The sequence below is a fragment of the Zavarzinia sp. genome (assembly GCF_049306435.1).
Lineage (GTDB): Bacteria > Pseudomonadota > Alphaproteobacteria > Zavarziniales > Zavarziniaceae > Zavarzinia.
Genome location: NZ_JBAQRT010000373.1, coordinates 1 through 23,793 on the forward strand (window position 1 = coordinate 1; position 23,793 = coordinate 23,793).

19 protein-coding genes are annotated in these 23,793 nt (G+C 67.6%); 9 read left to right on the forward strand and 10 right to left on the reverse strand.

Translation table 11 applies throughout. The features are described 5' to 3' along the window. The 3 genes from tsaB to WAZ62_RS21280 form a co-directional block, all read right to left on the reverse strand. A partial coding sequence (tsaB, locus tag WAZ62_RS21270; protein WP_422645533.1) for a tRNA (adenosine(37)-N6)-threonylcarbamoyltransferase complex dimerization subunit type 1 TsaB occupies window positions 1-219 on the reverse strand: 219 nt, incomplete at its 3' end. Window positions 220-247: 28 nt separating this feature from the next. After that, the gene (locus WAZ62_RS21275; RefSeq protein ID WP_422645534.1) at window positions 248-838 is read right to left on the reverse strand and encodes a malonic semialdehyde reductase; all 591 of its coding nucleotides are present in this window, start codon (window positions 836-838) and stop codon (window positions 248-250) included. A 49-nt stretch (window positions 839-887) separates the two neighbouring features. Next, window positions 888-1,439, reverse strand: a complete 552-nt coding sequence (locus WAZ62_RS21280) for a NifU family protein (RefSeq protein ID WP_422645535.1) — start codon at window positions 1,437-1,439, stop codon at window positions 888-890. 113 nt (window positions 1,440-1,552) lie between these two features. On the opposite strand from WAZ62_RS21280, the gene WAZ62_RS21285 reads away from it, so the two are divergent. After that, window positions 1,553-2,854 (forward strand): adenylate/guanylate cyclase domain-containing protein, encoded by a 1,302-nt coding sequence (locus WAZ62_RS21285; protein WP_422645536.1) that lies wholly within the window; start codon window positions 1,553-1,555, stop codon window positions 2,852-2,854. A gap of 6 nt (window positions 2,855-2,860) precedes the next feature. Here the strand turns inward: WAZ62_RS21285 and WAZ62_RS21290 are convergent, their stop codons facing one another. After that, the gene (locus WAZ62_RS21290) at window positions 2,861-3,349 is read right to left on the reverse strand and encodes a universal stress protein (protein WP_422645537.1); all 489 of its coding nucleotides are present in this window, start codon (window positions 3,347-3,349) and stop codon (window positions 2,861-2,863) included. A gap of 64 nt (window positions 3,350-3,413) precedes the next feature. After that, the gene (locus WAZ62_RS21295) at window positions 3,414-4,388 is read right to left on the reverse strand and encodes a DUF2333 family protein (protein ID WP_422645538.1); all 975 of its coding nucleotides are present in this window, start codon (window positions 4,386-4,388) and stop codon (window positions 3,414-3,416) included. 387 nt (window positions 4,389-4,775) lie between these two features. Here WAZ62_RS21295 and WAZ62_RS21300 point away from each other — a divergent pair, with 387 nt between their 5' ends. After that, the gene (locus tag WAZ62_RS21300) at window positions 4,776-5,516 is read left to right on the forward strand and encodes a HigA family addiction module antitoxin (protein ID WP_422645539.1); all 741 of its coding nucleotides are present in this window, start codon (window positions 4,776-4,778) and stop codon (window positions 5,514-5,516) included. 46 nt (window positions 5,517-5,562) lie between these two features. On the opposite strand, the gene WAZ62_RS21305 is transcribed toward WAZ62_RS21300, so the two are convergent. Then, entirely contained in the window at window positions 5,563-6,231 is a 669-nt protein-coding gene (locus tag WAZ62_RS21305) for a sulfite oxidase-like oxidoreductase (RefSeq protein WP_422645540.1), read from the reverse strand. A gap of 151 nt (window positions 6,232-6,382) precedes the next feature. Here WAZ62_RS21305 and WAZ62_RS21310 point away from each other — a divergent pair, with 151 nt between their 5' ends. Beyond that, window positions 6,383-7,441, forward strand: coding sequence for a TIGR03032 family protein (locus WAZ62_RS21310; protein WP_422645541.1), 1,059 nt, complete (start codon window positions 6,383-6,385; stop codon window positions 7,439-7,441). Window positions 7,442-7,588: 147 nt separating this feature from the next. Continuing rightward, window positions 7,589-11,092, forward strand: a complete 3,504-nt coding sequence (locus tag WAZ62_RS21315) for a beta strand repeat-containing protein (RefSeq protein ID WP_422645542.1) — start codon at window positions 7,589-7,591, stop codon at window positions 11,090-11,092. Between the two features lie 42 nt (window positions 11,093-11,134). Here WAZ62_RS21315 and smpB read toward each other — a convergent pair whose 3' ends face one another. Both smpB and dapA read right to left on the reverse strand, forming a co-directional pair. After that, window positions 11,135-11,620 (reverse strand): SsrA-binding protein SmpB, encoded by a 486-nt coding sequence (gene smpB / locus WAZ62_RS21320; protein ID WP_422645543.1) that lies wholly within the window; start codon window positions 11,618-11,620, stop codon window positions 11,135-11,137. Window positions 11,621-11,627: 7 nt separating this feature from the next. Further along, window positions 11,628-12,521 (reverse strand): 4-hydroxy-tetrahydrodipicolinate synthase, encoded by an 894-nt coding sequence (gene dapA, locus WAZ62_RS21325; RefSeq protein ID WP_422645544.1) that lies wholly within the window; start codon window positions 12,519-12,521, stop codon window positions 11,628-11,630. 238 nt (window positions 12,522-12,759) lie between these two features. Between dapA and WAZ62_RS21330 the strand changes: the two genes are divergently transcribed. The 5 genes from WAZ62_RS21330 to WAZ62_RS21350 all read left to right on the forward strand — a co-directional run bounded on the left by WAZ62_RS21330 (window position 12,760) and on the right by WAZ62_RS21350 (window position 21,091). Beyond that, window positions 12,760-13,992: an efflux RND transporter periplasmic adaptor subunit gene (locus tag WAZ62_RS21330; RefSeq protein ID WP_422645545.1), complete on the forward strand. Its 1,233-nt coding sequence runs from the start codon at window positions 12,760-12,762 to the stop codon at window positions 13,990-13,992. A gap of 5 nt (window positions 13,993-13,997) precedes the next feature. Beyond that, a complete protein-coding gene (locus WAZ62_RS21335) occupies window positions 13,998-17,159 on the forward strand; it encodes an efflux RND transporter permease subunit (RefSeq protein ID WP_422645546.1) in 3,162 nt (1,053 codons plus the stop codon). Window positions 17,160-17,227: 68 nt separating this feature from the next. Further along, window positions 17,228-19,336 carry a transglycosylase SLT domain-containing protein gene (locus tag WAZ62_RS21340; protein WP_422645547.1) on the forward strand — a complete coding sequence of 703 codons (2,109 nt, stop codon included), beginning with the start codon at window positions 17,228-17,230 and terminating at the stop codon, window positions 19,334-19,336. Window positions 19,337-19,475: 139 nt separating this feature from the next. Next, window positions 19,476-20,336 (forward strand): alpha/beta fold hydrolase, encoded by an 861-nt coding sequence (locus WAZ62_RS21345; protein WP_422645548.1) that lies wholly within the window; start codon window positions 19,476-19,478, stop codon window positions 20,334-20,336. 8 nt (window positions 20,337-20,344) lie between these two features. Continuing rightward, complete coding sequence (locus WAZ62_RS21350; RefSeq protein ID WP_422645549.1) at window positions 20,345-21,091, forward strand: hypothetical protein; 747 nt, start codon at window positions 20,345-20,347, stop codon at window positions 21,089-21,091. 28 nt (window positions 21,092-21,119) lie between these two features. Here the strand turns inward: WAZ62_RS21350 and trpS are convergent, their stop codons facing one another. Then, a complete protein-coding gene (trpS, locus tag WAZ62_RS21355) occupies window positions 21,120-22,118 on the reverse strand; it encodes a tryptophan--tRNA ligase (RefSeq protein WP_422645550.1) in 999 nt (332 codons plus the stop codon). A gap of 58 nt (window positions 22,119-22,176) precedes the next feature. Continuing rightward, window positions 22,177-23,793 (reverse strand): murein biosynthesis integral membrane protein MurJ (gene murJ, locus WAZ62_RS21360; protein WP_422645551.1); only part of this gene is annotated, 1,617 nt, incomplete at its 5' end.

A 23,793-nucleotide genomic window follows, 5' to 3' on the forward strand; every position in this document is an offset into this window, starting at 1 on the left:
GCGCACGCCGGTGAAGGAGCCGGGGCCAAGGGTGATGGCGATACGGTCGACGGCGACGGGGGCGATGCCGGCTTGCTGCAGCACCGCCCCGATCAGGGGCACCAGGCTTTCGGCCTGGCCCTGGGGGCGGGCATCGTCCGCCCGCCCGGCCAGCGTGCCGTCCCGCCACAGGGCGACCGATGTCGGGCCGGTCGCGCAATCGAAGGCAAGGACGATCATGGTGTTGTTTCGTGCTTCACCGCCGCCTTCAGGCGATGGTGACAGCCTCCTCGAACGCGAGGCGCGGGCTGCGCGGGAACAGGCCGGCGGGATCGCCATAGCCGAGGTTGACGAGGAAATTCGACTTGATGCGCGTGCCGGCGAAGAAGGCTTCGTCGACCTTGGCATTGTCGAAGCCCGACATCGGACCGGCATCGAGGCCAAGGGCGCGGGCGGCCAGGATCAGATAGGCACCCTGCAGCGTGCCGTTGCGGAAGGCGGTGGCCTGTTCCACCGCGGGGGCGGCGAACCAGTCCTTGGCGCCCGGGGCATGGGGAAACAGCACCGGCAGCTTCTGCGCGAAATCGAGGTCGTGGGCGACGATGACGGCAACCGGGGCGGACATGGTCTTGTCCAGATTGCCGGCCGAAAGCGCGGGCCTCAGCCGCTCCTTGCCCTCGGGCGTCGTCACGAAGACGAAGCGCGCGGGCGAGGCATTGGCGCTGGTCGGGCCCCATTTCACGAGATCGTAGAGCGCGCGCAGGGTCGCTTCGTCGATCTTCCTGTCGGTCCAGGCATTATGGGTACGGGCCGACCGGAACAGCTGGTCGAGGCTCGCGTCGTTCAAAGCAACACTCATGATAAACCTCTGTCTTTCGAGGGATTGTCCTGGCCCGAAATCCAATGTCTCAGACGGCGCGGACTTCCGTCACTTCAGGGATGTAGTGGCGCAGCATGTTCTCGATGCCCGACTTCAGGGTCGCGGTCGAGCTGGGACAGCCCGCGCAGGAGCCCTGCATGTGGAGATAGACGACGCCGTCCTCGAAATCATGAAAAGTGATGTCACCGCCGTCCTGGGCGACCGCCGGGCGCACCCGCGTCTCTAGCAACTCCTTGATCTGCTCGACGATCTCGGAATCCGGGCCGGTCGTCGCCACGGGCGCGGCCGTCTCGGCCTCGGCCAGGATCGGCTCGCCGCTGGCGTAATGCTCGACGATGGCGCCGAGCACCGCCGGCTTCAGCTCGTCCCAGGCGGTCTCGCCTGCCTTGGAGACGGTGACGAAATCCGAGCCGAAGAAAATGCCGGTCACGCCGTCGAGGGCGAACAGGCGCCGGGCGAGCGGCGAACGCTCCGCCGCGGTCTTGGTCGGGAAGTTCACCGTGCCCGCCGTCATCACGTCGCGGCCGGGCAGGAATTTCAGCGTGGCGGGATTGGGGGTCGCTTCAGTCTGGATGAACATGGCATGGTCCTCTCTATATCCGGTCAAGGCGGACAAGATCCGGTCAATATTTAACTCTACATGGCCGAAGCCTCGCTTAAGATCAAGAAATCACAAACTCGCGCAACGCAGCCATGTCGAAGTCCGATCTCGCCGACTTGCCTCCCGACCAGATCTGGGACGAGACCCTGGCCATCGCCGCCGAAATCCGCGACCGGCGGCCGCTGGCGCCGCTCGGGCCGCCGCGCCGCCTGCGCGGTGACGGGGTGGCGTCCTTTCTCCTGTCTCCGGCGGCGGCGAGGCTGGATCCGCCCGGCCTCGTCGGCGCGGTGGGGCAGCGTCTGCTGGCCGAGGGCCTGCCGCTGCGCCGGGTGACCTCGGGCCTGCTCGCCATGCATCCCCAGGTCTTCGCCCGCACCCTGATGTGGGACCGCGACGACGGCATGACCGATCTGGCCCGTGGCTTCGAGATCGAGCAGTCGGAATTCTACCGGGCAAGCCCGGTGCGCCTCATCCATCTGGGCGCGCCCGGCTTCCGCCGCCGCCTCGAGGGGCCGGCGGCGGCCGATGACTTTCCCGTGCTGGCCGACCTGCGCGCGGTCGGCGTCACCGACTATCTGATCCGCCCCCTCGACTTCGCCGCCGTCCGGCGCTCCTTCGTCGCCTTCGCCACCGACCGGCGCGGCGGCTTCACCGACGAGGAGATCGCCCGCCTCGACGATCTGGTGCCCATTCTCTCCCTGCGTTTCGAGACGGCGATGCAGCGCCAGCTCTCGGACACGCTGCTGTCGCTCTACCTCGGCCGGGACGCCGCCCGCCGGGTGGCGACGGGCGCCGTGCGCCGGGGCGACGGCGAGACCATCCGCGCCGCCATCCTGTCCTGCGACATGCGGGGTTTCACCCGTCTGTCCGACCGGGCCAGCGCCAGCGAGGTCATCGCGCTGCTCGACGCCTATCTCGACGCGGTCACCCTTGCCGTTCACGGGCACGGCGGCGAGGTGCTGAAATTCATGGGCGACGGTTGCCTGGCCATCTTCCCGGCCGACGAGGGCACGGGCACCGGCACCGCCGGGCGCGACGCCTGCCGCCGGGCGCTGGCCGCCGCCTGCGAGGCCCTGACGGCGATCGACGCGATCGAGGACCTGCCGCCCGCCCTTGGCCCCTCGGGGCTGAAGGTCGGTTTCGCGCTCAATTATGGCGATGTCGTCTATGGCAATATCGGCTCGACCGAGCGGCTGGATTTCACCGTCATCGGTCCCGCCGTGAACGAGGTCGCCCGGGTCGAGGCGCTGTGCAAGGTGCTGGACCGCAAGCTGCTGGCGACCAGTACCTTCGCCGCCGAACTCGACATGACCGATGCCCTGCGCTCGGTCGGCCTGCATGTGCTGCGCGGCCGGCGCGAGCCGACCGAAATCTACACGACCGACGAGGACTGACGCGCCTCAGGCGAGATCGTCGACCTCGTCCGGGGTCAGCTGGCCGGGGACAAGGGTGATCGGCACCCGCAGGCTGCCGGACATCTGCCCGGCGAGGGCGGAGACCAGCGGCCCCGGCCCCTCGCCGCCGGCGCCGGCGCCAAGGACGAGAATGCGGATCGACGGATCCTCCTCGATCAGCTTCAGCAGTTGCTCGCGCCGGATGCCCTCGCGGATGATCAGTTCGGGCGTCAGGCTGGCGATGCGCTGAACATCCTCGGCGAGGTCGTGCAGGATCGATTCCGCCTCGTCGAAAGCCTCGTCGCGCATGATGTTCTGGATCCCCAGCCACTGCGGCCCGTCCGACGGCTCGATGACATAGAGCAGGGCAACGATGCCCTTGGTCTTCAGCGCGCGCCGTGCCGCGTAGCGCAGCGCCAGGCGGCATTCCGGCGTATCGTCGACGACGACCAGGAATTTCCGCATCACATCGGGGCGAGGCGTGATTTCGCTCATCTCGGGCCGGGCCTGTTGGAGACGGGTGATGGTGCCATCGCCCGCCCCTGTTTGTCGAGGTCGCTTACTTCAGCAGGATGTCGGCGATCTCGTAGAGCTGGCTGCGGGCGCGCAGCAGGAAGAAGCCCTCGCCGACCAGATGGTTCGGCATCAGCTGGCCGTCGATGGTGCCGTTCCACACGATCATCGGCGAGAGCGAGGCGACCTCGGCGAAACCGTCGACGGCGGAATCCCACAGGGGACCGAGGCGACGCTCCTCGATGAGGGGGCCGAAGTCCGCGCGCAGACCCTTCAGGATCATGTGGTAGGCATAGGCCGTGCCCTTGACCCGGTAGAACAGATCGTCGCAGGTGAAGTCGAGCAGGCTGCCCCCGTTCTCGCGGATCTGCTTGTCGAGCGCGGCGGACAGCGAGCCGACATCGAGGGCGATGCGGGTGATCACAGCCTGCAGATTGTCGGCCCGGCGGTCGAAGACGGCGGTGCCGGCGCCGACATTCGCGTTATAGGCTTCCAGCGCCTTGATACCCTTGCGGTACTGCGCCTCGGAGGTCGCGGTCGGCAGGATCGAGGTCGACAGGTCGAAGACCCATTTCGTGCCCGAATACTGCAGCGTGCTGAGCGCCTCGAGCAGGTCCTTGTCGACCGCACCCGAGCCCCGCACGCGACCGAGCTGGTCGCGCAGTTCGATGGCGAAGGTCGAGACGGCGTCGACGATGCCCTGCTGGAAATTCGGCATGTTGTCGAGCACGCCCGAGGGCAGGAAAAAGGGATCATTGGCGACCCAGCCGTTGCGGTTCACCTCGCGGTCGACCAGGGCCGCCGCGATCGCGACCGCGGCGCTGCCGCCCTGCGGGACGGCAGATGTTGCAACCGCGAAGGACGGATCGTCGTCGACCTTGTTCGCGACGATCATGCCGATCGGATAGTAGAGCAGGATGATGGCGGCGCAGATCGCGACAAGCGATCGCCAGACCCAGGGCCGGCGCCACAAGCCCCGACCGTCCGTGGACTCGCCGATGAAAACCTTGCTCCGGGCCATGATCCGCTCCTGATTGCAGTCTTTGTGTAGAAATCCGCATGGGCGGGAATGCCCGCGGGCGCATTTCGGGGCCTGCCGCCCCGGGTGTAACTCAAACGGTCTATGCAGCCCATGCGGTTTGTGGTTACTATAGCTCGCCGCGTGACAGGCGGCGAGCCGGACGTGTGCGTCCAGTCCCTCATGTGTCTCGTCCACACCGGCCGGCGCCTGAAAGTTCCGATGCGCATCAGCCATGCGCAGGTTTATCAGATGCGCATGGACAATGCGCATGCAGAAGTGAAAACCGCGCACCGCGAGGATGCGCATTCGATAACGGCCGCGCACCCGTCGGTGCGCCGCCACCCCCGCCGGGGGACCGCCGGGGTCGCCAAGAAGGGCGCGAGAACAATGGCCGCTAAAGGCAAGACCGTCGCAACGGGTCCCGCACATCCCGGCGTTTCCATCGCCGATACCGTCCTCGAGAAGCTGGGCCTGACCCAGGACCAGCTCGCCAAGCTGACCGGCGTGTCGCGCCGGACCATCAACCAGCTGGTGAACTTCCGCCGCAACCTGACCGCCGACATGGCGCTGCGCATCGCCAAGGTGACCGGCACCAACGCCCGCGAATGGCTGGAACAGCAGATCGCCTATGATCTGCACCAGACCGAGCTGGCGCTGTCCAAGATCCTGTCCAAGATCCCCTACGCCTCGTCCAGGCCGGCGACCCCCGCCCCCAAGGCGAAGGCAGCCCCGATGCCGAAGAAGGTCGAGGCCAAGCCGGCCGAGGCCGCCCCGGTGAAGGCGCCGAAGAAGGCCGCCGCCAAGAAAGCCGCCGAAAAGCCGGTGGTCGAAAAGGCCCCGGCCAAGAAGGCGGCCGCGCCGAAGAAGGCCGCCGCCGCCAAGAAGGAAGAAGTGAAGAAGGACGCGGCGAAGAAGCCGGCGCCGAAGAAGGCCGCGAAGCCCGCCAAGGCCGCCGCCGTCCCGCCGGCACCGGTCGCCGTCGCCGTCCCGCTGAAGGTCGCTCCGGTGAAGGTTGCTCCGGCGAAGGCCGCCCCGGCGAAGAAGGCGGACGCGCCGAAGAAGGCCGCCGCCAAGAAGCCGGCCGAGGCCAAGAAGGCCCCGGCCGCCAAGGCGTCGAAGAAGAAGTAATCTTCGGGACCTTCGGGGGCCGGCGCTCTGGCCCGGCCCCCGGGGTTCAGCTGTAGCGGTCTTCCGTCCAGGGATCGCCTTCGTTGTGATAGCCGCGCACCTCCCAGAAGCCGGGCTTGTCGTCGGCGCGGAATTCGATGCGCTTCAGCCATTTGGCCGATTTCCAGAAGTAATATCGCGGCACGATCAGCCGCGCCGGCCCGCCATGTTCGCGGGTCAGTGGCCGGCCTTCCCAGCCATGGGCGATGACGACATCGGGCGCCGCGAAATTCTCCAGCGTGACATTGGTGGTATAGCCGTCATGGGCGTGAAGGATGACGTGCCGCGCCTCGGGCCTTGGCTGGACCAGCGCCAGCAGATGCTGCGCCGATACCCCGCTCCAGCGGTTGTCGTAGCGCGACCAGGCGGTGACGCAATGAATGTCGGACACATCCTCGACCTGCGGCTGGTCCATGAAATCCCGCCAGCCCCAGGACAGCGGGTTGACCACCGCGCCATCGACATCGAGCCGCCAGACATCGGTCGGCACCGAAGGCTGCACGCCGAGGTCCAGCACCGGCCAGTCCTTCACCAGGCGCTGGCCCGGCGGCAGGCGTTCCGATTTCTCGGCGCCGTGCCCGGTCAGCAGGCGCCCGTCCTTCGCCCATTTCTCCTTGGTGGCGATGAGCTTTTCCTTGATGGAACCGATCAGGCCGGGCTTGTCGTCGTCGGTCATGGTCGCGCCTCGGGATGGGAAGGGTGGCCAAGTCTAAGCCCGGTGGCACCCGCGGCGAAAGGACATCGCGCGGCCGTCATCACTCGTCGGGGCTGGGCGAGGGGCGGGAAAGGCGCCATTCTCCCGCATAGGACGTCTCAGGGGGCGAATCATGACTGTCGCGGATGCACCGGCCAAGCCTACCCCGGCATTTGAAATCTCGACCTCGCGGCAGTTTCCCGCCTGGCTGGCGGAAACCGGCGCGTCGCTGGCCTTCACCACCTATCAGGCCGGCAAGCTGTTCTTCATCGGCCTGCGGCCCGATGGCCGGCTGTGGGTGCACGAGCGCAGTTTCGAGCGTTGCATGGGTCTTGGCGTTTCGGACAATGCCCTGCTGATGGCCAGCCTGTGGCAACTCTGGCGCTTCGAGAATGCCTTGCCGCCGGGTCAGAAGGCGCCGGACGGCACCGACCGGCTGTTCGTGCCCAAGGTCGCCTGGATCACCGGCGATCTCGACATCCATGATGTCGCCTTCGACGCCGACGGCCGGCCGGTGTTCGTCAACACCCTGTTTTCCTGCCTTGCGACGGTGAGCGAGAGCGCCAGTTTCGTGCCACTGTGGCGGCCGCCTTTCGTCAGCAAGCTGGCGGCGGAGGACCGCTGCCACCTCAATGGCCTCGCCATGAAGGATGGCCGCCCGGCCTATGTCACCGCCATCGGGCCGACCGATGTCGCCGACGCCTGGCGCGACCATCGCAAGGGCGGCGGCATCGCGATCGATGTCGCCAGCGGCGATTTCGTGGCGGAGGGCCTTTCCATGCCCCATTCGCCCCGGGTTCACGACGGCCAGTTGTGGCTGCTGAATTCGGCGGCCGGCGATTTCGGCCGGGTCGATCTGGCGACCGGCCGCTTCGAGCCGGTCACCTTCATGCCGGGCTATGCGCGGGGCCTGTCCTTCATCGGCCGCTTCGCCGTGGTCGGCCTCTCGAAGGCGCGCAAGAACAAGACCTTTTCGGGCCTGCCGCTCGACGATGCCCTGGCCGCGAAAAAGGCCGAGCCGCGTTGCGGCCTTTTCGTCGTCGACACCATGACCGGCGACATCGTGCACTGGTTGCGGATCGAAGGCCTGGTCGACGAACTCTATGATGTCGCGGTCCTGCCCGGCACCGTCATGCCGGCGGCGATCGGCGTCAAGTCGGACGAGATTCGCCGGGTCATCTCGGTCGGCTGATCGCGACCGGCGCCCCGGGGGGGCTGATTCAGAGTTCATCCATTATGGGTGTATCGTTAACGCTATTGCTTTAACGTCCCGTCGACTGATGGGAAAACCGTGTCGCGATGCAATTCGCGCCACCGTCAGGCGCGGGGACCAGACACAATGGCATCAATATCGGGAACATCGGGCAACGACCGGCTTGTGGGCTCGGCGTCGGCCGACACGATCGACGGGCTGGACGGCAACGACCAGCTGTTCGGCAAGGGCGGTGACGACACGCTGACCGGCGGCGACGGCACCGACCGGCTGGACGGTGGCACCGGGGCGGACACGATGACCGGCGGTCTCGGCGACGACAGCTATATCGTCGACGATGTTGGCGATGTGGTCACTGAAGACGCTGGCGAGGGCCGGGACACGGTGACGACCTCTGTCTCCTATACCCTGGCCCCGACCACCGAGATCGAGCGTTTCGTGGCGGCGGCGGGCCTTTCTGCGATCGATCTGACCGGCAATGACTTCGCCAGCCAGATCTATGGCAACGACGGCGCCAACATCATCATCGGCGGCGGTGGCGGCGACAGTCTCTACGGCAGGGCCGGCGACGACACGCTGACCGGCGGCGCCGACGATGATCTGCTCGACGGTGGCGCGGGCGCCGACGCCATGACCGGCGGCGCTGGCAACGATATCTATGCCGTCGACGACGCGGGCGACACGGTGACGGAACTCACCGGCGGCGGCACCGATCGGATAACGGCCTCGGTTTCCTTCGCGCTGGGGCTGAGCAGCGAGGTCGAGCAGCTGTATTCCCGGGGTGCCGATGCGATCAACCTGTCGGGCAGCAACACGGACAACACGATCGTCGCCAATGACGTGGCCAGTGTGTTGAGCGGGTTCGGCGGCAACGACCGGATCACGGCGCGTGGCGGCGACGACACGCTGCTGGGCGGCGATGGCGACGACGTACTGATCGGCGGCGCGGGCGCCGACGCCATGACCGGCGGCGCGGGGGACGACACTTTCTATGTCGACGACGCCGGCGATACCGTGACCGAGGCGACGGGCGAGGGCAGCGACAAGGTCTATGTCGAGACCAGCTGGACCCTGGGCGCCGGCCAGGCGGTGGAATCACTGTATCTGCGCGGCACCGGGGCGATCGACGTGACCGGCAACGATCTGGCCAACACGATCTATGGCAACAGTGGCGCGAATGTCCTTTCGGGCGGCGCCGGTGCCGACACGATCCATGGCTCGGGCGGCGACACGCTGGACGGCGGCGCCGACAGTGACAGCTATATCGTCACGGCCGGCGGCTCCGGCACCATCCGGGTCCTCGGCGATTCCAGCGACACATTGTCGAGCAGCGACACGGGCTGGGTTTCCACCGGCATCGTGATGCTGGACGGCCTCGGCGTCGCCACCTACGCCAATGGCGGCACCGATCTTTTCGCGGATACCGGCATCGACCTCGCCGGCCTGCAAGCCGACGCCATGTTCGGCACGGCGACCGTGCAGAGGGGCCAGACCCGCCAGGTCATCGACACCACGACCCTGTCGACCGCGCGCGGCTTCGTCATCCAGGGTGTCGCGAGCGGCGACAATACCGGCGCCAGCGTTTCCTCGGCGGGGGACATCAACGGCGACGGCTATGACGATATCGTCGTCGGGGTTCCCTATGGCAGTGCCACCTACAACGGCGAGGCCTATGTCGTCTTCGGCAAGGCCACGGGTTTCGGCACGGTCGATGGCACCGGCCGCCTGGTGCTCGATCTCGCGAGCCTCGCGCCCGCCGACGGCTTCCTCATTCAGGGCGACGCCCCCCACGATCTGCTGGGCACCAGCGTCTCCTGGGCGGGGGACGTCAATGGCGATGGCTATGACGATCTCGTCGTCGGGGCCAAGCTCGGTGACGATGGCGGTAACGTCGCGGGCGAAGCCTATGTGATCTTCGGGGGCGCCACGGCATTCGGCGCGGTGGATGGCACCGGCCGTGCCGTCATCGACCTCGCCGCCCTGAGCGCGGCCGAGGGCTTCATCATCCAGGGCGACGCCGCCTATGATGTCGCGGGCTACAGCGTTTCCAACGCGGGCGACATCAATGGCGATGGCTTCGACGATCTGATCGTCAGCGCGAAGAGCGGCGACGACGGCGGTTACAGCGCGGGCGAGGCCTATGTCGTCTTCGGCACCGATCTGGGCTTCGGTACGGCGGATGGCGCAGGTCGCCAGGTGATCGACCTCACCGGTCTGACCGCGGCGCAGGGATTCATCGTTCAGGGCGACACGGCCGAGGATCAACTGGGACAATCGGTGCACGCCGCCGGTGACGTGAATGGCGATGGCTTCGACGACATCATCGTCGGCGCGCCCAAGGGTGACGACGGCGGCGACCGCGCGGGCGAGGCCTATGTCATTTTCGGCGGCGCCGGCGGTTTCGGCAGCCCCGATGGCGCCAGCCGCCAGGTGATCGACACGACGACGCTGAGCGCGTCCCAGGGCTTCATCATCCAGGGCGACCACGCCGTCAGCCAGACCGGCTGGAGTGTCGCCTCGCTGGGCGACATCAATGGTGACGGCTTCGACGACATGGCCGTCTCCACCTTCGCCGAAACGGTGACCGCCTATTATGCCGGCGCGGCCTTTGTCGTCTATGGCACGGACCAGGGCTTCGGCACCGACGTCGGGGGCCGCCAGGTGCTCGACCTGGGGGGCCTGACGGCCAGCCAGGGCTTCATCATATCCGCCAACTATTCATACGAATACCTGGGCTCCGCGGTATCCGGGGCGGGGGATGTCAACGGTGACGGGATCGACGACATCATCGTGGCTTCCCGCAACAATGGCGACGCCGGCTCGAACACGGGCGCGGCCTATGTCGTCTTCGGCACGACGGAAGGCTTCGGCATCGATGAAGGCGGACGCCAGGTCATTTTCGTCGGTTCGCTGGGCGCCGACGAGGGCTTCGTCATTCAGGGCGACGAGGTCGACGACCATCTGAGCCTCGGCATCTCGGCGGCGGGTGACATCAATGGTGATGGCTTCGACGATCTGATCGTCGGCGCGCCCAATGGCGACGATGCCGGCAGCGAGGCCGGCGAGGCTTATGTGATCTTCGGCGGGCCGGAAGGCTTCACCCTGGGTCAGGTCGCCGGGGACGACACCGACAATATCCTGACCGGCACCTCGGCCGCCGAGCGTCTGGTCGGCGGGCGCGGCAACGACACGCTGGTGGGCGGTGGCGGGGCCGATGTCTTCCTGGGCGGCTCGGGCGACGACATCATCGATGTCGGCTCGGGCAATCTGTTCCGGGTTTACGGCGGCACAGGCAACGACACGCTGAAGATCGCGGCGAGCTTCGATCTCGCCGATCTCGCCAGTTTCGTGCACGACGTCGAGGTGATCGATCTGACCGGCGGCGGCGCGCAGACCGTCGTCGCGAATGCGGTCGACATCCTCGCCATGGGCGCGGCCAATCGCGACGCCCTCGGCGACAGCCTCGACAATGTGCTGGTGATCGAGGGCGATGCGAGCGACTTGCTGGGCCTTGCCAATCTTGGCGGGGCGGTGACCACGATCGGCTTTGGCGGCGTGGATTACGATCTTTATGCCTTCAACGGCCGGATCGTGCTGGCGGTCGATACCGACATCCAGATCCTGGTCTGAGTCGACGATCCGCCCGGCGTCCCCGAGGCGCCGGGCGGAAGATCAGCGATTGTTGCCCTTCAGGACCCGCGATTTCTCGCGGTTCCAGTCGCGTTCCTTCTCGGCCTCGCGCTTGTCGTGCAGCTTCTTGCCCTTGGCGAGGCCGAGTTCGATCTTGGCCTTGCCGCGATCGTTGAAATACATGGCGAGCGGGATCAGGGTCATGCCGCCGCGCGTCACTTCCTGATGCAGGCGGGCGATCTCGCGCCGGCGCAGCAAAAGCTGGCGCGGGCGGCGCGGCTCGTGGTTCTCGCGGTTGGCTTCGCGATATTCCGGGATATAGGCATTGTAGAGCCAGAGACCGGCGCCCTGGTTGGCGCCGGCGTAACTGTCGCCGATATTGCTCTGGCCGCCGCGCAGCGCCTTCACCTCGGAACCTTTGAGGATGATGCCGGCCTCGATCCGCTCTTCGATGAAGTAATTGTGCCGGGCCTTGCGGTTCTCGGCGATGTATTTCTTGGCGTCGTCGCGTTTCTTGTCGGCGGCCATGTCCGTCTCAGTTCAAAAGGCCGGCCCGCTGCATCGCCGCTTCCATGCGGGCGGCAGTGGCGGGGCCGATGCCCAGCATCGGCAGGCGAAGATCGGGCTGGCACAGGCCGAGGCGTCCCGCGCCCCATTTCACCGGGCAGGGGTTCGGCTCGACGAAGAGCGCTTCGTTGAGCTGGGTCAGCCGGTCCTGGATGGTCAGCGCGCTGGCGAAATCGCCGCTGAGAAGAGCGTTCTGCAGGTCGGCATAGGCCTTGGGGGCGATATTGGCGCCGACCGAGATGCAGCCGACCGCGCCATTGGCGACGGCGGCGACGGCGAGGCTGTCGTCACCGGCCAGCTGGATGAAGTCGGGTCCGATCAGCTCGCGATGCTTGGCATAGCGCGAAACGTCGCCGGTCGCTTCCTTCACGCCGATCACCGTCGGCAATTTGGCGATACGGGCCATGGTGACCGGGGTGATGTCGACGACGCAGCGGCCGGGGATGTTGTAGACGATGATCGGCAGATCGACCGCCTTGGAGATCGCCTCGTAATGGGCGAACAGCCCGTCCTGCGTCGGCTTGTTGTAATAGGGCGTGACGACGAGGCAGGCATCGGCGCCCGCGGCCTTGGCGTGGGTCGCGAGGTCGATCGCTTCCGAGGTCGAATTCGAGCCGGCGCCGGCGATGACCGGCACCCGGCCGGCCGCCGCCTCGATCACCAGATCGACGACGCGGTGATGTTCGTCATGGCTCAGGGTCGGGCTCTCGCCCGTGGTGCCGCAGGGCACGAGCCCGTGGGAGCCCTGTTTGATCTGCCAGTCGACGAACTCCTGCAACGCGCGCTCATCCACCTTGCCGTCGCGGAACGGGGTGATGAGTGCAGGGATCGAGCCGCGAATGCGGGCGCGAACGTCGGACATGACAGGCCTCTTCCAGTGGAGCCGCAGACCATAGCGAGCAAGTGCCCGCGCTTCAACATCTGCCGGCGCAGGCCAACCATGAGCGAAGGGGCGCGGTCAAGGGCGCGCGAATGCCGCATTGCACAAAGCTAAGGTCTGCCTTGTCCGAGGGTATGATTGACGGGGCGGCCAATATCCCACCACGCTGCTATCCTATTCTGGCCCCCTCGTGCTGAACTCGGGCGGTGGGTGCCGTTCAATGCTGCCATCCGGGGCCTTCATCATGACCATCGCGGCCAAGCGCCATCCTATCGTCCTCGCCGTCGGCCTCGTGCTGGGCCTCGCGGCCTGCGACAGCGGCTCGGCGCCGCCCCAGGCGCCGGGGCCGATGCCCGTCACCGTCGCCGCGCCGCTGGTTCGCGACATGGCCGAATGGGACGAATTCACCGGCCGTTTCGCCGCCGTCGATTCGGTCGAGATCAGGGCCCGGGTTTCCGGCTATCTCGATCAGATCGCCTTCGAGGACGGTCAGGGCGTCGCCGCCGGCCAGCTGCTCTATGTCATCGATCCCCGGCCCTTCGAGGCGGAAATGTCGAGGGCCAGGGCGGATGTCGAGTCGGCCCAGGCGGCGCTCGAGCTTTCGGTGCGCGAGGTCAATCGCTATGCCGCCCTTCGCCAGGGCGGCAATGCCTCGCAGCAGGTGCTGGACGAGCGGCTGCAGGCCCGCCGTTCCGCCGCCGCCAGCGTCGATGCCGCCCAGGCGGCGCTGCGCCAGGCCGAGCTGAACCTGTCCTTCACCCGCATCCGCTCGCCCATCGCCGGCCGGATCAGCCGGACCAATGTCACGGTCGGCAATCTCGTGTCGGGCAACGCGGGGGGGACGGAGCTGACCACGGTGGTCTCGACCGATCCCATCCGCTTCTATTTCGATGCCGACGAACAGGTCTTCATCCGTTACCAGCGCATGATGCGCTCGATCGAGCGGCCGGACGCCGGCCACGCGGTCCCGGTCGAGATCGGCCTCGCCGACGAGGCCGGCTATCCGCACAAGGGTTTCCTCGACTTCTTCGACAACCAGCTGGACCGCGCGACGGGCACGATCAGCGTGCGGGCCTCCCTGCCCAACCCGGACCGGGTGCTGGCGCCCGGCATGTTCGGCCGCATCCGGGTGCAGGCCGGCGATGCGGCGCCGGTGATGCTCGTGCCCGATATCGCCATCGGCACCGATCAGACGCGGCGTTTCGTCTGGGTGGTCGGCGACGATCATGTGCCCCAGATGCGAACCGTCGAGCCGGGCGGACCCGTCGGCACGCTGCGCATCATTCGCAAGGGCCTGTCGGCGGGAGAGAAGATCGTGGTCAACGGCATCGTCCGGGTCCGGCCCGGGGCGCCGGTGACGTCGATCCCCGCCCATCTCGATGAAGACGGCAAGATCGTGCCCGATCAGCCGCCGGCGGCCCCCGCCGGTCAGCCCGCGGGCAAGCAGGGGTAAGCGCCGTGAAGATCCCGCATTTCTTCATCGACCGGCCGATCTTCGCCGCCGTCATCTCGATCGTGATCGTGCTGATCGGCGGGATCGCCTATCTCGGCCTGCCGGTCGCGCAATATCCCGAGATCGCGCCGCCCACGGTGGTCATCACCGCCAATTATCCCGGCGCCAATCCCGAGACCATCGCCCGCACCGTCGCCGCCCCGATCGAGGAACAGGTGAACGGGGTCGAGGGCATGATCTACATGCGCTCCTATTCCTCCAGCGACGGAAGGATGCAGCTGACCGTCACCTTCCGCCCGGGCACCAATCTCGATACCGCGCAGGTCCTCGTTCAGAACCGGGTCTCGATCGCCGAGCCGCTGCTGCCGGAAGCGGTACGCCGCCAGGGCGTGACCACGGCGAAATCCTCGCCCGACCTCCTGATGGTCATTCACGTCCTGTCGCCGGACAATACGTTCGACAATCTCTATATCTCCAACTACGTCACCTTGCAGATCAAGGACGTGCTGGCCCGGGTCGACGGCGTCGGCTCGATCACCGCCTTCGGCGCCCGCGACTACGCGATGCGCATCTGGCTCGATCCCGACCGCATGGCGGCCTTCAACATCTCGACCGGCGACGTCACCTCGGCGGTCTCGGTGCAGAACAACGAAGTGGCCGGCGGCCGCCTCGGCCAGCAGCCGATCGAGACACCCACCCCCTTCGAGATCCAGGTCCGCCTGCAGGGCCGCCTGCAGACGCCCGAGGAATTCGGCGACATCATCGTCAAGGCCTTCGGCGACGGCCGTTTCGTTCGCCTGCGCGATGTCGGCCGGGTGCAGTTGGCCGCGCGTGACTATTCGTCGAATTCCTATCTCGACGGCAAGCCGGCCCAGGCGCTCGGCGTGTTCCAGCGTCCCGGCTCCAACGCGGTCGCGACCGCCGAGGCGCTGAAGAAGACGATGGACGAATTGTCGAGGAGTTTCCCCAAGGGCCTCGAATACCGGATCGTCTACAACCCGACCGACTATGTCGAGGAATCGATGCAGGAGGTGCTGAAGACCTTGCTCGAGGCGGTCGCCCTCGTCATCGTCGTCGTCTTCCTGTTCCTGCAAAGCTGGCGGGCGACGATCATCCCGGTCATCGTCATCCCGGTCGCCCTGATCGGCACTTTCGCGGTCATGGCGGCGCTCGGCTTCTCGCTGAACACGCTGTCGATGTTCGGCCTGGTGCTGGCCATCGGCATCGTCGTCGATGATGCCATCGTCGTCGTCGAGGCGGTGGAGCACCACATCGCCGAAGGCCTGTCGCCCCGGGATGCCGCGCGAAAAACCATGGACGAGGTCTCGGGCGCGCTGATCGCCATCGCCATCGTGCTCGCCGCCGTGTTCCTGCCGACGATCTTCATCCCCGGCATTTCGGGGGCCTTCTATACCCAGTTCGCGGTCACGGTCGCGGTGGCGACGGCGATTTCCGCCTTTAATTCGCTCACCCTCAGCCCGGCGCTGGCGGCGCTGCTGCTGCGGCCGAAGCGGGTCGGCTCGCGCGGGTTCCATCCGGTGCGCCGCTTCTTCGGCGGCTTCAACGCCGGCTTCGACTGGACCTCGAAGCGCTATGGTCGGATCGTCGGCGGCATGACCCGGCGGGCGGTGGTCGTCCTTCTCGTCTATGGCGGGCTGATCGGCCTCACCGTCTTCGGCTTCTCGCGCCAGCCCACGGGCTTCATTCCGATGCAGGACCGCGGCTTTCTGATCGGCGTCCTGCAACTGCCGCCCGGCGCCTCGCTGGCGCGGACGGATGAAGCGGTGCACCGGGCGGGCGATATCGCGCTGAAGGTGCCGGGCGTCGCCCATGCGGTGATGATCGCCGGCTTTTCGGGCGCGACCTTCACTGCGGCGACCAACGCGGCGACCGTCTTCCTGATCCTCGACGACGCGAGCGAGCGCGCGGCCAAGGGCCTGACCGCCGAAGCGGTGACGGCCGAATTGCGCAAGCGCCTGTTCGCGATCCAGGAAGCCTTCGTCCTGATCATTCCGCCGCCGCCCGTGTCGGGCATCGGCAATGCCGGCGGCTTCTCGATGCAGGTGCAGGACCGGGCGGGCAGCGGCATCGCCGAGTTGAAGGCGGCTGCCGATGGTTTCGTCGCCGCGGCGGGCAGGATCCCCGGCCTCACCTCGGTCTATACCCCGCTGCAGACCGGCACGCCGCAGCTCTATGTCGATATCGACCGGGCGCGGGCGCAGATCCTGAATGTCGCCCCCGATGCGATCTTCTCGACCCTGTCGACCCTGCTCGGCTCGTCCTACATCAACGATCTCACCCTGTTCGGGCGATCGTACCGGGTGACGGCGCAGGCGGATTCCCAGTACCGCGTCTCGCCCGAAGACATCGCGCGGATGCGGGCCCGCTCCAACGACGGCGTCATGGTGCCGCTCGGCTCGGTCGCCACCTTCAGCAATATCGCGGGGCCGGACCTCGTCGTGCGCTACAACCAGTATACATCGGCGCCGGTCACCGGCTCGCTGCTGCCGGGGATGCCGTCGGGCACGGCCATGACCCAGCTCGAGCAACTGGCGGCGGACACGCTGCCGTCCGGCGTCAGCTTCGAATGGACCGATCTGTCCTATCAGGAGCGGATCGCGGGCAGCGTCGCCTTTCTCGTCTTCCCGCTGGCGGTGCTCTTCGTTTTCCTGGCCCTCGCCGCGCAATACGAAAGCTGGACGCTGCCGCTCGCCATCATCCTGATCGTGCCCATGTGTCTCCTGTCGGCGCTGGGCGGCATCATGCTGCGGGGGATCGACAACAATATCCTTGTCCAGATCGGCTTCGTCGTGCTGATTGGCCTTGCCTCCAAGAACGCCATCCTGATCGTCGAATTCGCCCGCCAGCTCGAGGAACGGGGCCTCGACCGCTTCGCCGCCGTGATCGAGGCCAGCCGGCTCCGCCTGCGGCCGATCCTGATGACGTCGCTCGCCTTCACCCTCGGCGTCGTGCCGCTGGCGATCGCGACCGGGGCGGGAGCCGAGATGCGTCAGGCCCTCGGCACCGCCGTCGCCTTCGGCATGTTGGGCGTCACCTTCTTCGGGCTGCTGTTCACCCCGGTGTTCTATACCGTGCTGCGGGGCCTGTTCGGCGGCCGCCGCGCGCCGCAGGTCGCGGGTGGCGCGGTGGACCAAACCCCGGTTTGAGGGATGCGCGGCCGCGGCGGGTGGCGCAAACCCGCCGCAGCGGCTATCCTGATGCCTTGGTGATGGCGATGATTCGTCGAAGCGGGGGCTCGATCATGGGCTTTGGCGCAAAGCGCGCGATGGCGAAGGGGCTGGTTGCAGCCATGCTGGTGGCGGGTTCCGCCGTGCCGCCGCTCGTCCTGCCCGCATCTCCCGCCCGGGCGGAAACCGCGGTCCGCTTCCCTGCGCTGCTCAGCGCGGTCGACCGCGCGCTTTATGCCAAGGCATTCGCCCTCGGCGGGCGCGGCGACTGGGATGGCGCCGCCGTCGTCGCCGCGCCGGCACGGGACCGTACCCTCGCCAAGGTGATCGACTGGCAGCGCATCCAGGCGCGCGAGACCGGCGCCAGTTTCGACGAGATCGCGGGCTTCATCGAACGCAATCCGAACTGGCCGCGTCAGGCCACCAGCCAGGCCAGGGCCGAGGCGGCGATCACGGCCAACACGGGTCCCGCGCGGCTGATCGCCTGGTTCCAGAAATTCCCGCCGCAATCGGGCCTCGGCAAGCTGCGTTTTGGCGCCGCGCTGATGGCCGGTGGCGACCGGGCGCGCGGCACGCTCCTGCTGCGTCAGGGCTGGATCGAAGCCAGCACCGACAGCGATACCGAAGCGGATATTCTCGCCAACCATGGCGGCGTGCTGACCCAAAGCGATCATATCGCCCGCATGAACCGTCTCCTGATGGACGAGGATGTGAGCGAGGCGCGGCGCCTGCTGCCCCTGCTGCCGGCGGATTACCGGGCGGCGGCCAGTGCCGCGATGTCCTTCATCATGAAGGCGGGCACCGCCTCGCGCGATCTGGCCGCCGTGCCCGCGGCGCGGGCCGGCGAGCCGGGCCTGCTCTATGCCCGGGTGCGCTATCTGCGTTCCCTCGATCTCGACGATCAGGCGGTCGATCTGATCGCCCGGATGCCGGAAGGCACTGTTGCCCAGAATCCCGGGCGCTGGTGGCCGCATCTGAATTTCGCCGCCCGCCGGCTGCTGGCCGCCGGGCGCTTCGCCGATGCCTACAAGGTCGCGCGCAACCACGAACTGTCCGACGGCACCGATTATTTCGAGGCGGAATGGATGGCGGGCTGGATCGCGCTGCGCTTCCTCGGCCAGCCCGAGGCGGCGCTTCGTCACTTCACCGCCATGTCGGAAAAAGTGCGCTCGCCCATTTCGGTCAGCCGCGCCCATTACTGGGCCGGCCGCGCCGCCACCGCCCTCGGCCGCGCGGCGGAAGCGAAGCGCTGGTACGATCGGGCGGCGGCCCAGTCCCAGACCTTCTACGGCCAGCTGGCCGCCTTCGCGCTGGGCGAGGCCAGCTCGCGCCGTCTGCCGGCGGATCCCGCGGTCGGCGCCGCCGACAAGGCCGCCGCCGAGAAGACCGAGCTTTACCGCGCCATCCGCATGATGATCGAGATCGGCGAGGAAGAGCGCATCCGCCCCTTCCTGAAAGCCGCGATGGAAAATGCCGGCAGCGATGGCCAGCGGGCCCAGATCGCCGAGATGGCGGCGGCGACCGGCGGGACCTACGCCGGCGTGATCGCGGCCAAGGAAGCCAGTCTCTCCGGCACCTTCCTGGCCGGCCGGGGCTATCCCGTGCTGAACATGCCTTCGGGCGCCCTGACGGAAAAGGCCCTCGCCCTCGCCCTGACCCGGCAGGAAAGCGAATTCCGCCCCGACGCGGTCAGCCCGGCCGGGGCGCGTGGGCTGATGCAGCTGATGCCGGGCACGGCGAAACTCGTCGCCAAGGATCTGGGCGTGCGCTTCGATGCCGGCAAGCTGACCTCCGATCCGTCCTACAACATGACCCTCGGGGTCGCCCATCTCGACGAACTGCTGGATGATTTCGGCGGCTCCTACGCCATGGTCGCCGGGGCCTATAATGCCGGCGGCGGGCGGATCGATACCTGGATCGAGCGTTTCGGCGATCCTCGCTCGTCCTCGGTCGATGTGATCGACTGGATCGAGCAGATCCCCTTCAGCGAGACCCGCAACTATGTCCAGCGGGTGCTGGAGAATACCCAGGTCTACCGCCAGCGGCTCAGCCCCGGACAGGCGGTGCCGCTCGGCATCGCGCGGGATCTGCTGCGCGGCTCGGGCTCGCGCACGTCGCCGGTCACCGAAGTGCCGTTCAGGTCCAATGCCGGCTAGGATCGCCGCGAAGGACGGGCCAAACCCTGATCGTCATCCCGGCGAAGGCCGGGGTCTCGTGCCGGCAAGGGCGCCTTTCTCGTGCCTTCGCCGGGGCGACGAGTGACAGAAACCGCGCACGAAGAACAGGGAGAGCGCCATGACCGGCTATGCCGCGAAGCATTACACCTCGCATGACGGTCTTGCCCTCTATTACCGGGACTATGGCGATGTGGGCGATGCCCGCCTGCCGGTGGTGTGCCTGCCGGGCCTGACGCGGAATTCGGCGGATTTCGAGGCGCTGGCGCTTCATCTGGCGGGTGACGGCCGGCGCGTGATCTCGCCCGATTTCCGGGGTCGCGGCCGTTCCGCCTATGACCCGCAGTTCATGAATTATATCCCGCCGACCTATGCGGGCGACACCATCGGCCTGCTGGCCAGTCTCGGCATTTCGCGGGCGATCTTCGTCGGCACCTCGCTCGGCGGCATCGTCACCCAATTGATCGCCCTCGCCATGCCGGCGCTGGTCGCGGGCGCCGTGCTGAACGATATCGGCCCCGAGCTCGATCCCGCCGGCCTTGCCCGCATCGCCTCCTATGCCGGCAATCAGACCGACCCGGCGAATTGGGACGAGGCGGCGGCGCAGATCCGCGACATCAACCTGTCGCAGTTCCCGACCCTCGACGATGCCGCCTGGGCCCGTTTCGCCCGCGCCGTCTTCACCGAAAAACCGGAAGGCGGGCTTCGGCCCAATTACGATCCGAAGATCGGCGATGCCATGCGCGCGGGCGGGCCGACCGTCGACATGTGGCCGATCTTCGCCGGCCTCGCCGAGATCCCGACCCTCGTGTTGCGCGGCGCGCTCTCGGACCTGCTGGCCGCCGCGACGGTGCGCCGGATGCTGTCGGCCAAGCATGATCTCGTCGCCGTCGAAGTGCCGGAGCGCGGCCATGCCCCGCTGCTCGACGAGGACGAATCCCTCGGCGCGATCGAGGCGCTGATCGCCCATATCGAAGCCTGAGGTTCCGGATGCGGCGCTTTCTGGCGGGCGCTGTCGCCCTGTTCGCGCTGTTGTCCGCCCCGGCATCGGCGGAAGCGCCGCCGCCGCCGCCCGGCCTGGCCCGCGATGCGGGCTTCATCGAGCGTTTTCTGGCGGCGGCGCTCGATGGCCCGGCCTATTTCAATCCCCTGCTGGCCTCGGTCGATCCCGGGCGCCTCGCCCGGGTCGGGGATGGCGGCCGGCTGAACTATTTCGCCTGGCGCGGCTTTCCCGACGACGAGCCGCCTTCGATCACCCGTATCCGGACCCTGACGGGACTTGGCGATCCGCCCGACGTGTCCGACCCGGCCTATGACGACGCCGCCTTCTTCGTCGTCGAGGCGCGGGCGACCCTCGCGGCCCGCCCGGCGCGGGGGCCGGGGATCGAGGCGCCCTATCTGACGGCGACCGGACCCGTGCCGGGGGCGGTCTGCGGCATCTTCGTGCAGTCGGGCAATGTCCTTCGCCCGCGCGAACTTTCCGCCATGACGGTCCATGTTCTCGAGACGGCGCCGCCGGCGGCGCAGCAACGCTGCCTCGCGCGGGTGGCCCTGCGCGGCCTTGGTCTTGCCGGCATCGGCGAATACGCGGGGGGCGAGATTCCGCCGGATGCCGATCCGGTCACCCTGCTGACGCCCGAGGAGGAAGCCTTCCTCTGGCTCGCCTATCGCCTGCCGATCGGCGCCGACCGCGAGGCCCTGCGGGCGAAGGCGGCGGAGATTCTGGGCGGGCTGTAGCCGCTCCCGCCGGACGGGGGCGGAAGAATCAGATGAAGCCGACGATCCGCTTGGTCTCGGCCAGGATCGGGGCGGCGATCGCGTTGGCCCTTTCGCCACCGTCCTTCAGCACCTGATCGATATAGCCGGGATCGGCCAGCAGGCGGCGCATTTCAGACGTGAGCGGCGAGAGCTTGTCGACCGCCCGCTCGGTCATCGCCTTCTTGAACTCGGAGAACTGCTTGCCGGCGAAGGCGGCGACCACATCGGCCACGCTTTCATCGCCCAGCGCGGCGTGGATCGTGAACAGGTTCTTGGCCTCGGGCCGGGTCTCCAGCCCCTCCACCGTCTCGGGCAGAGCGTCCGGGTCGGTCTTGGCGCGGCGGATCTTCTGTTCGATATCGTCCGGGCTGTCGGTCAGATTGATGCGCGACTGGTCCGAGGCGTCGGACTTCGACATTTTCTTGGTGCCGTCGCGCAAGGACATGACGCGAGTGGCTTCGCCCAGGATCAGCGGCTCCGGCGGCGGGAAATGTTCGATGCCGAAGTCGTGATTGAATTTCAGGGCGATGTCGCGGGCCAGTTCGAGGTGCTGCTTCTGATCCTCGCCCACGGGAACATGGGTCGCCTTGTAGACGAGGATGTCCGCCGCCATCAGGTTGGGATAGGCGAAGAGCCCGACCGAGACATTCTCCCGGTCCTTGCCCGCCTTTTCCTTGAACTGGGTCATGCGGTTCAGCCAGCCCATGCGGGCGACGCAATTGAAGATCCAGGCGGTCTCGGCATGGGCCGGGACCTTCGACTGGTTGAACAGGATCGAGCCCTTGGGGTCGATGCCGGCGGCGATCAGGCTGGCGGCGACTTCGCGCGTCGCCCGGGCCAGGTCGGCCGGATCCTGCCAGACGGTGATCGCATGCATGTCGACGACGCAATAGATGCACTCGTGGCCATCCTGCAGCTTCACCCAGTTGCGGATCGCCCCGAGATAATTGCCGAGATGCAGGTTGCCGGTCGGCTGGACACCGGAAAAGACGCGGGGCTTCGACATGATGGCTTCAGGCTCTTCGATTTGACCGCGCCCCTTATCGCGCGGGTGGGTCATGCGGTCAACCGCCACCACCCCGCAGCACGAGGCGCTTGAGGTCGGCGATGTCGACGCCGCGCAGGACGAGCGCGGATATCAGGAACGACAGGCCCCCGGCCGAGACCAGCAGGGTCAGCGCGCCGGCCTGCCACCACAGGGCCTGGGTGAAATAGGGCCGCAGCTGCCATTCGAGCAGCAGGAGCACGCCGACCATGGCGGCGGTGGCGAGGGTAAGGCGGATCAGGCGCGAGATCAGCCGCCGGTCGGGCGCGAAATGGCCGCGCTTGCGCAGGATGAACATCAGCTGGGCCATGTTCACCCAGGCGGCGATGGTCGAGGCCAGGGCCAGCCCCGCCTGCTGCAGCGGCCACATGGCGATGAGCGCGATCACGAAATTGACCAGCAGCGCGATCATCGCCAGGCGAACCGGCGTCCTCGTGTCTTCCCGCGCGTGGAAGGCCGGGGTGAAGACCTTGGTCGCGGTGAAGGCCGGCAGGCCGAGGCCGAGAATGCCGAGGGCGCGCGCCGTCTCGATCGTGTCGGTCGCGGTGAAGGCGCCCCGTTCGAACAACACGCCGATGATCGTCTCGGGGATGGCGGCGAGGGCGGCGGCGGCGGGCAGGGTCAGCAGCATGGCGCCCTCGAGGGCGCGGTTCTGGGTCTTCACCGCGGCATCGAGGGTGCCGGCGGCGAGCTGGCGCGAGAGGAGCGGCAGCAGGGCGGTCGAAATGGCGATGCCGATGACGGCCAGCGGCAGCTGGTTCAGCCGGTCGGCGTAGAAGAGATAGGACACGGTGCCGGCCGGCAGCAGCGAGGCCAGAACCATGTCGATGAGGACATTCACCTGATAGATGCCGGCGCCGACGACGGCGGGCATCAGCAGCTTGAAGAACCGCTTGATCTCCGGCCCCATGCGCGGCCGGTACAGCCGGATGCCGAGGCCGATGTGCTCGAGGTGGATCATTAGCCAGATGAACTGCGCGATGCCGGCGATGGTGACCGCGGCGGCCTGGGTATGGGCGGTCGACAGGACGGTGTGCGGGATCAGCAGGGCCGCGATCAGCACCAGGTTCATCAGGATCGGCGTCGCGGCCGGCGCGGCGAAGCGATGATTCGCGTTGAGGACGGCGCCCTGCAGCGAGACGAGGCTGATATAGGCGAGATAGGGAAAGGCGAGGCGGGTCAGCTCGATCGCCAGCTCGAATTTCGGCGGATCGGAACTATAGCCGGGGGCGAGCACCAGCATCGCCTGCGGCATGAAGATCATGGCGAGGGCGACGAAGCCGGTGACGGTCAGCGTCAGCAGGGTGGCGATTTCGCCCGCGAAACGGGCGGCCCGGAGCTTGCCGTCCTCCCCCGCCAGGATGCGGGAATAGAGCGGCACGAAGGCGGCGTTGAAGGCGCCCTCGGCGAACAGCGCCCGGAAGAAATTGGGCAGGCGGAAGGCGATCATGAAGCAATCGGCCGCCATGCCGGCGCCGAGGATCGCCGCGAACAGCGTATCCCGGGCAAAGCCGAGAATCCGGCTGAGCATCGTGTAGCCGCCGATGGTGGCGACGGAGCGCATCAGGGCCATGGCGGGGCGATGCTCAGCGGGCGCCGCTGCGCCTGGCGCTCCGGGCGGCGGCCGATCCGGCCT

Excerpts from the sequence above, each read along its gene's own strand:
- WAZ62_RS21315 (WP_422645542.1), top strand. The coding sequence starts at position 7,589 with ATGGCATCAATATCGGGAACATCGGGCAACGACCGGCTTGTGGGCTCG.
- WAZ62_RS21300 (WP_422645539.1), top strand. The coding sequence starts at position 4,776 with ATGGCCGCTAAAGGCAAGACCGTCGCAACGGGTCCCGCACATCCCGGC.
- WAZ62_RS21330 (WP_422645545.1), top strand. The coding sequence starts at position 12,760 with ATGCTGCCATCCGGGGCCTTCATCATGACCATCGCGGCCAAGCGCCAT.
- trpS (WP_422645550.1), bottom strand. The coding sequence starts at position 22,118 with ATGTCGAAGCCCCGCGTCTTTTCCGGTGTCCAGCCGACCGGCAACCTG.
- WAZ62_RS21290 (WP_422645537.1), bottom strand. The coding sequence starts at position 3,349 with ATGAGCGAAATCACGCCTCGCCCCGATGTGATGCGGAAATTCCTGGTC.
- WAZ62_RS21345 (WP_422645548.1), top strand. The coding sequence starts at position 19,476 with ATGACCGGCTATGCCGCGAAGCATTACACCTCGCATGACGGTCTTGCC.
- WAZ62_RS21350 (WP_422645549.1), top strand. The coding sequence starts at position 20,345 with ATGCGGCGCTTTCTGGCGGGCGCTGTCGCCCTGTTCGCGCTGTTGTCC.
- WAZ62_RS21295 (WP_422645538.1), bottom strand. The coding sequence starts at position 4,388 with ATGGCCCGGAGCAAGGTTTTCATCGGCGAGTCCACGGACGGTCGGGGC.
- smpB (WP_422645543.1), bottom strand. The coding sequence starts at position 11,620 with ATGGCCGCCGACAAGAAACGCGACGACGCCAAGAAATACATCGCCGAG.
- dapA (WP_422645544.1), bottom strand. The coding sequence starts at position 12,521 with ATGTCCGACGTTCGCGCCCGCATTCGCGGCTCGATCCCTGCACTCATC.
- WAZ62_RS21285 (WP_422645536.1), top strand. The coding sequence starts at position 1,553 with ATGTCGAAGTCCGATCTCGCCGACTTGCCTCCCGACCAGATCTGGGAC.
- WAZ62_RS21310 (WP_422645541.1), top strand. The coding sequence starts at position 6,383 with ATGACTGTCGCGGATGCACCGGCCAAGCCTACCCCGGCATTTGAAATC.
- WAZ62_RS21275 (WP_422645534.1), bottom strand. The coding sequence starts at position 838 with ATGAGTGTTGCTTTGAACGACGCGAGCCTCGACCAGCTGTTCCGGTCG.
- WAZ62_RS21280 (WP_422645535.1), bottom strand. The coding sequence starts at position 1,439 with ATGTTCATCCAGACTGAAGCGACCCCCAATCCCGCCACGCTGAAATTC.
- WAZ62_RS21340 (WP_422645547.1), top strand. The coding sequence starts at position 17,228 with ATGATTCGTCGAAGCGGGGGCTCGATCATGGGCTTTGGCGCAAAGCGC.
- WAZ62_RS21305 (WP_422645540.1), bottom strand. The coding sequence starts at position 6,231 with ATGACCGACGACGACAAGCCCGGCCTGATCGGTTCCATCAAGGAAAAG.